The organism is Helicobacter suis (genome assembly GCF_902196135.1).
GTDB lineage: Bacteria > Campylobacterota > Campylobacteria > Campylobacterales > Helicobacteraceae > Helicobacter > Helicobacter suis_A.
On record NZ_CABIKE010000043.1, the window covers coordinates 1 to 785 of the forward strand.

The window sequence follows — 785 nt, forward strand, 5'->3', positions numbered from 1 at the left end:
TTAAAAGAATATCAAGAAAATTTAAAGTCTCAAGCTATCACTAAAGACCTCCAAAAGGCTATAACCCTTTATGACAACATAGCCCCGGGTAAAAGTATCTCTAGCCTTGTCTTTGGGAGCGATCCTAAAGAAGTGGCGCAGTATAGAAAAGGCGCAACAGATATTGCTAAGGGTTTGGGCTTTGATCATTTAGAATTTAGCAAGAAAGGCGAGATTTACGCGATCAAAGACAACAAAACCTATAAACTGAATGATAGTTTCTTTGATAACTTCAAAACCATTATTGCAGCCAATGCAGGCAGTATTAGCGGAAGTTTAGTAGGTAGTCTAGTGGGTGCAGCTAAGGGAGCAAGTAGAGGTGCTAGAGGCGGAGTTGTAGGCACTATTGCAGGCGGAGCTCTTGGGGCATTTATTGGAGGTAGTGCCGATGCAGCTTTAACTAACTTTGTGCTTAACCGCGATCAAAACTTCAATGAGACAATCAAACACGCCACACAAGAAGGCTTGCTTAGTGTTGTTGGTGATGTGGCCTTTATGGGAGCGGCCAAAGCCATAAGCAAAACAGGCGATATTTCTAAAGCACTAGGTAGAGCTAGCGACTACTTACCAGTAGTGGGCACACTTAAACGCGCCTTAAGTGGCAATGAAAAGGCCGCGCAAAGATTGATCAATCAGGTATACACTCCAGAGCAAGAACAAGCCCTTAAAGAATTTGGGCAAAGCTTTGGAGGTGGGGCTAGGTTTGAAAATGCTAAAAGCCCACTGAGGGATAAAATAGCTAGTAG

1 pseudogene is annotated in these 785 nt (G+C 43.3%); it reads left to right on the forward strand.

Annotation, left to right across the window (positions count from 1 at the left end):
* Positions 1 to 785: pseudogene (locus G6Q06_RS08325) on the forward strand (complement resistance protein TraT); the annotation flags it as partial.